Raw genomic sequence first — 4,953 nt, 5'->3', positions numbered from 1 at the left:
ATAGCACATCATCGTGCCCTGTTTCCGGAACCGACGCATTGTTTTTCGACGAGCCCTTACCCCCGGACACCGGTGCTGTACCCCCCGGGCTGACGACGCGACCGAGGGGAACGGACCGCACCACCTCAGGGACCGCCGCCGCTGAGACTCACCCAGCCACCCTAGGGAACCGCGCTAGTTTCCCTGAGGTTGCCGAGGCCCGCCGGAGGCCCGGCCCTTCACCATGGGTTTGACCTTGACCTTGATCTTCAGCTCTTGATCTGGCCTGTGCCGTCGATCTGGTTCTTGCTCTTGCCTGTGCCCTTGCTCCGACTTGCCGGAGTTGAAGAGGCCTGAGTTGCGGCGGGGTCGTGAACGCGAAAACCGGCAGCCGACAAACACACCCACCACCCCGAACCCCGAACCGGCACAACCATGACCGAAGGCCGTAAAAATCGCCTTTCAACCCACAGCCCAACCGCAACTCGGCCCACAAACTCCAACCCCCCCAAGAAGATCCGAACCCCGAACCACCCCAGTTGCCTGCCACGGCACCAGCAGTGATGTCCCACTGAGACATCAAGCGCTACGATGATGTCTCAGTGGGACATCATGAAGTGCTGGGCCGCCCCCTGCGGCGACCCTTTGATCCAGGAGGACGAACCATGACATCGACTATGGCTTTGACCGGGCAACGGGTCGTCGTCATCGGCGGCAGTTCGGGCATGGGGCTGGCGACGGCGCAGGCCGCGGCGCGCGCTGGTGCGGCTGTGACGATCGCGTCGAGTGACAAGGGGCGCCTGGACAAGGCGCTCGCGCAGATCCCCGAGGGGGGCGACGGGGTGGTGACCGACACCAGGGACGAGGACTCCGTCGCGGCGCTGTTCGAGCACGTCGGCACCCTGGACCATCTCGTCTACACGGCCGGCGACGCGGTGACGCCGAGGGCGCTGGTCGACACGCCCCTGGCCGACGCGCGCCAGCGGATGGACGTGCGGTTCTGGGGCTTCGTCGCGGCCGTCCGGCACGCGGCGCCGCGGCTGAGTCCGAACGGCTCGATATCGGTGACCTCCGGTACGGTCGGCGTCCGCCCGGCGCCTGGCTTCGCGCTGGGGGCGGCCGGCGTGGGGGCGACTGAGGGCCTGGTGCGCGGGCTGGCGCTGGAGCTGGCGCCGATCCGCGTGAACGTGGTCCGGGCCGGCGCCGTGCGGACGCCGATGTGGGAGGCGCTGCCGGAGCAGCAGCGCGAGGCGTTGTTCGCGACGATGGCGAAGCGGACGCTGACCGGGGCGATCGGGGAAGCGGAGCAGATCGCTGCGACGCACCTCTACCTGATGCAGAACGAGTTCGTGACCGGCACTGTCATCACTGTCGATGGCGGTGCGCTGCTGACCTGAGGCTGGGAGCTGCCGGTGTCAGGCTGGGAGGCGAACCCGCCGGGCTGGTCAGCGGGCTGATCTTACGAGCCCGGCGGCGACGTTTGCGGTGGGGGTTCCGGCTGGTCCTTTCGCTTACCGGAACTCCTGCCGCCGAACTCGCCGCCGAGATTGCTGACATCGGCGTCGCTGAGGAACAGGAACACCAGTAGCGCGATGACCAGTGCCGCCACGCCTAATACGAGGGCGCCGCACAGGGCCGCGATCGGTACGCCGACGAACAGGGTGAGCCAGTGCTTGGCGAAGGGGCGGGCCAGGGCGATGCTGCCGATCGCGAACAGGGCCGCGCCGCCGACGAGGAGGGTGACACCCGCCTTGGCGTGCAGGGACTGGTGCCATGCGAGCTTGACCGTGGCCACCGTGATCAAGCCGCTGACGTCCTGGTGCTTGGCCTTGGCCCACACATAGGCCGCGGGCCCGCCGACGCCGGCGAGTTGCAGGACCAGGCCCGCGAAGATCCACCAGCCGCGGCGGGCGGTTGGCGGGATATGTCCGGGTATCTGGGCCAGTGTTCCGTTATTGAGCTCAGTTTTCGCCGCCCCCGCTGTCATGACGGCGAAGGTACCACCGGAGTGGATCTCAACGGCGGGGCTGTGGGCGCCAGCCCGGCGGCATAGACGTCGATGACGCGCCGGGCGGCGGTGTTCCAGTCCGCGACGTGCGGCAGTCGCTCGGTCAGCAAGGCCCCGAAGATCACCAGGTCGCCGGCGGTGACGTCGGCGCGGATGCTGCCGTCTCGCACCCCGGCTTGCAGCAGGGCCCTGAGCTGCGCGTGGACCGCGGATTGGACGGCGACGGTCCGCTCGTCCAGGGCCGGCGGTCCGCCGCGCATGGGCATGACCAGATCGCCGCCGTGCTCCACGGTCCGATCCAGGAAGCGGCGGACGGCTTCGACTCCGGGCTCCCCGGCGTCGGCGTTCGCCTCGGCGGCCCGCGTGGCCGCGGCCAGGACCAGCTCGAAGGAGCGGTGGGTCAGGGCGTTGAGCAGCGCCTCGCGGCAGGGGAAGTGCCGGTAGACCGTGCCCACGCCGACCCCGGCGTCGGCCGCGATGGTGGCCATCGGCACCGCGATGCCCTCGCGGCGCACCGCGGTCGCCGCCGCGTCGAGCACGCGGTCCCGGTTGTCGGCCGCGTCCCGGCGCGGGCCGCGCTGCCGGACCTTCTCGCCGGGAGGCCCACCGTTGCTCGGGCCGCCGTCTTCACCAGCTGTTTCACCAGACTCCACCTCTGCCACGCCCCCGATCATGGCACCTCAACGGCCGGGACGGCCGTGGTTGACCCCCGACTTAAGCGGACGATATCTTCCGTTTAAGCGATCAAGGACGCCCGCTCCCCGGGGTCCCGCACCGAACGGAGCCGGCGATGAGCATGGCCTACCTGGCACAACCCGATCAGCAACAACACCTCGAATGGCTCCAGGGCAGCACGCTGACCATGCTTCTGGACGGCCAGGCCACCGACGGGCAGTTGATGATGGGCCGGTTCGACGCCGCCGAGGGCGAGGCGCCGCCGTATCACATGCACACCCGCGAAGACGAGATATTCCTGCTGATCAAGGGCACCGCGCTGGTCTGGTTCGACGACCAGGAGTACGAGCTGTCCGAGGGCGGCGTCGCCTACCTGCCGCGCAACCACCCGCACGGCTACCGCATCACCTCCAAGACCGCCGACCTGTTGTTCATCAACACGCCGGCCGGGATCGAGGGGATGTTCCGGGCCATCGGCCACGACCTGAGCACCCCGCGTCCGGAGGGCTTGGTGGTCAAGCCGAACGCGGCGGTCACCGAGGAGTACGGCAGCGTGATCGTCGGGCCGCCGCGCTGAGCTGGGCGCCCTCGATCCACTGGAGCACCCTCGCCCCACTGGAGCACCCCCGACCCGCCACCGGTGGGCCCTCCCGGCCGCCCGAACGCCCCACTCGGGCGGCCGGCCGTTGACTTCAAGCGCTTGAAGTGTGTTCAGCTGCCTTCATGACGGCTTACACCATCCAGGAGGTCTCCAGGCGAAGCGGCCTGACCGAGCCCACCCTCCGCTACTACGAGGAAGTGGGGCTGGTCGGACCGATCGACCGGGACGAGCGCAGCGGCCACCGCCGCTACGGCGCCGACGACGTCGAGACCGTCGAGATCCTGACCTGCCTGCGGGCCGTGGGCCTGGGCATCGACGAGATGCGCAGGTACCTGGCCAACCGCCGGATCGGCCGCGAGCGGGCCGGGGAGCAGCGCGATCTGCTCCTGCGGCACGCCGAACGGGTCGAGGCCGAGATCCTCGCGCAGCAGGCGCGGCTCGGCTACCTGCGGGAGAAGGCTGCCCTGTGGGACGCCCGGGACCGGGGTGACGCCGTCGCCGAAGCCGAGTGCAGTGCGCGGCTGGTGGCCGTGATCGAGCGTCTGGAGGCAGTGCTATGAGTACGAGGAATCCCGTTCTGGTGACCGGTGGATCCGGTTTCATAGGTAGTCAGTTGGTCGCCGCGTTGTTGCGCGAGGGCCAGGAAGTGCGGGCGACTGTGCGTTCGCGGAGTCGGGAGGCTTCGCTGCGCGAGGCGGTCCGCCGGGGCGGTGCCGACGACGCCGGTCTGGAAGTGGTGACCGCCGAGCTGATGGCGGACGAGGGCTGGAAGGACGCGATGGCCGGCGTCGAGGACGTCTACCACATGGCGTCCCCGATCCCGTTCGCGCAGCAGCCCGACGACCCGGACGAGCTGATCATCCCGGCCCGGGAGGGCGCGCTGCGGGTGCTGCGCGCGGCCCGGGACGCCGGCGCGCGGCGGGTGGTGCTCACGTCGTCGTACGCGGCCGTCGGCTACACGCCCAAGCCCGGCGGGGAGTTCACCGAGGCCGACTGGACCGACCCCGACACCCCGGGGCTGCCGCCCTATCAGAAGTCGAAGGTGGTCGCCGAGCGCGCGGCCTGGGACCTGATGGCGGCCGAGGGCGGCGACACCGAGCTGGTGACCGTCAACCCGACGGCCACCTTCGGACCCGCGCTCAGCACGGCCGTGGCGTCCACGATGCAGCTGATCAAGGCCATGCTCGACGGCACCATGCCGGTCGCGCCCCGGGCCCGCTTCGGCGTGGTCGACGTGCGCGACGTGGCCGACCTGCACATGCGGGCGATGGCCACGCCGCAAGCCGCGGGCAAGCGCTATCTAGCGGTGTCGGACGGCCCGACGACGAGCTACGTGGAGGTGGCCGCGATCCTGCGGCGCCGACTCGGCGACCTCGCGGCCCTCGCGCCGACCACCGAGGCCGACGGCCCGGACCTGCCGCGCCCGATCATCCACAACGACCGGGCCCGCGACGAGCTCCGGTGGCGCCCGCGGCCGGCGGAGACGGCGATCGTGGAGGGGGCGGAGAGCCTGCGCGATCTGGGGTTGCTGGCGGCGAAGGGCTGACGGAACCAGCTGAGGGAACTAGATGATTGAGTCCGATCGCTTGGCTGGTCAGTGGTCGTAGGCGATCAATGATCGCTTGCTTGCCGCGCCGGTCTTGGTGTTGTGCCAGATCGCGGCGGCCATGGCCAGCAGGCGCTGGCCGAT

6 protein-coding genes and 1 pseudogene are annotated in these 4,953 nt (G+C 70.1%); 4 read left to right on the top strand and 3 right to left on the bottom strand.

Annotated elements, in window-relative coordinates; all coding sequences use genetic code 11:
• Nucleotides 1-644 precede the first annotated feature (644 nt).
• A complete protein-coding gene (locus KGQ19_RS47445) occupies nt 645-1,376 on the top strand; it encodes an SDR family oxidoreductase (protein WP_230420531.1) in 732 nt (243 codons plus the stop codon).
• Nucleotides 1,377-1,438: 62 nt separating this feature from the next.
• On the opposite strand, the gene KGQ19_RS47440 is transcribed toward KGQ19_RS47445, so the two are convergent.
• Together KGQ19_RS47440 and KGQ19_RS47435 are read right to left on the bottom strand one after the other, a co-directional pair.
• Complete coding sequence (locus tag KGQ19_RS47440; RefSeq protein ID WP_212022025.1) at nt 1,439-1,966, bottom strand: hypothetical protein; 528 nt, start codon at nt 1,964-1,966, stop codon at nt 1,439-1,441.
• Nucleotides 1,963-2,649, bottom strand: coding sequence for a TetR/AcrR family transcriptional regulator (locus KGQ19_RS47435; protein WP_212022024.1), 687 nt, complete (start codon nt 2,647-2,649; stop codon nt 1,963-1,965). The genes KGQ19_RS47440 and KGQ19_RS47435 overlap by 4 nt, the downstream gene beginning before the upstream one ends.
• Before the next feature lie 128 nt (nt 2,650-2,777).
• On the opposite strand from KGQ19_RS47435, the gene KGQ19_RS47430 reads away from it, so the two are divergent.
• The 3 genes from KGQ19_RS47430 to KGQ19_RS47420 all read left to right on the top strand — a co-directional run bounded on the left by KGQ19_RS47430 (nt 2,778) and on the right by KGQ19_RS47420 (nt 4,809).
• Nucleotides 2,778-3,239: a cupin domain-containing protein gene (locus KGQ19_RS47430; RefSeq protein WP_212022022.1), complete on the top strand. Its 462-nt coding sequence runs from the start codon at nt 2,778-2,780 to the stop codon at nt 3,237-3,239.
• Between the two features lie 146 nt (nt 3,240-3,385).
• A complete protein-coding gene (locus tag KGQ19_RS47425) occupies nt 3,386-3,823 on the top strand; it encodes a MerR family transcriptional regulator (RefSeq protein WP_212022020.1) in 438 nt (145 codons plus the stop codon).
• Nucleotides 3,820-4,809 carry an NAD-dependent epimerase/dehydratase family protein gene (locus KGQ19_RS47420; protein WP_212022018.1) on the top strand — a complete coding sequence of 330 codons (990 nt, stop codon included), beginning with the start codon at nt 3,820-3,822 and terminating at the stop codon, nt 4,807-4,809. The genes KGQ19_RS47425 and KGQ19_RS47420 overlap by 4 nt, the downstream gene beginning before the upstream one ends.
• A 48-nt stretch (nt 4,810-4,857) precedes the next feature.
• Here the strand turns inward: KGQ19_RS47420 and KGQ19_RS53255 are convergent.
• Nucleotides 4,858-4,953 (bottom strand): annotated as a pseudogene (locus tag KGQ19_RS53255) (IS982 family transposase); the annotation flags it as partial.

It is taken from the genome of Catenulispora pinistramenti (assembly GCF_018274385.1).
In the GTDB taxonomy this organism is placed as follows: Bacteria; Actinomycetota; Actinomycetes; order Streptomycetales; family Catenulisporaceae; genus Catenulispora; species Catenulispora pinistramenti.
This window is presented reverse-complemented; position numbering and strand designations above follow the sequence as displayed.

Excerpts from the sequence above, each read along its gene's own strand:
- KGQ19_RS47445 (WP_230420531.1), top strand. The coding sequence starts at position 645 with ATGACATCGACTATGGCTTTGACCGGGCAACGGGTCGTCGTCATCGGC.
- KGQ19_RS47440 (WP_212022025.1), bottom strand. The coding sequence starts at position 1,966 with ATGACAGCGGGGGCGGCGAAAACTGAGCTCAATAACGGAACACTGGCC.
- KGQ19_RS47430 (WP_212022022.1), top strand. The coding sequence starts at position 2,778 with ATGAGCATGGCCTACCTGGCACAACCCGATCAGCAACAACACCTCGAA.
- KGQ19_RS47425 (WP_212022020.1), top strand. The coding sequence starts at position 3,386 with ATGACGGCTTACACCATCCAGGAGGTCTCCAGGCGAAGCGGCCTGACC.
- KGQ19_RS47420 (WP_212022018.1), top strand. The coding sequence starts at position 3,820 with ATGAGTACGAGGAATCCCGTTCTGGTGACCGGTGGATCCGGTTTCATA.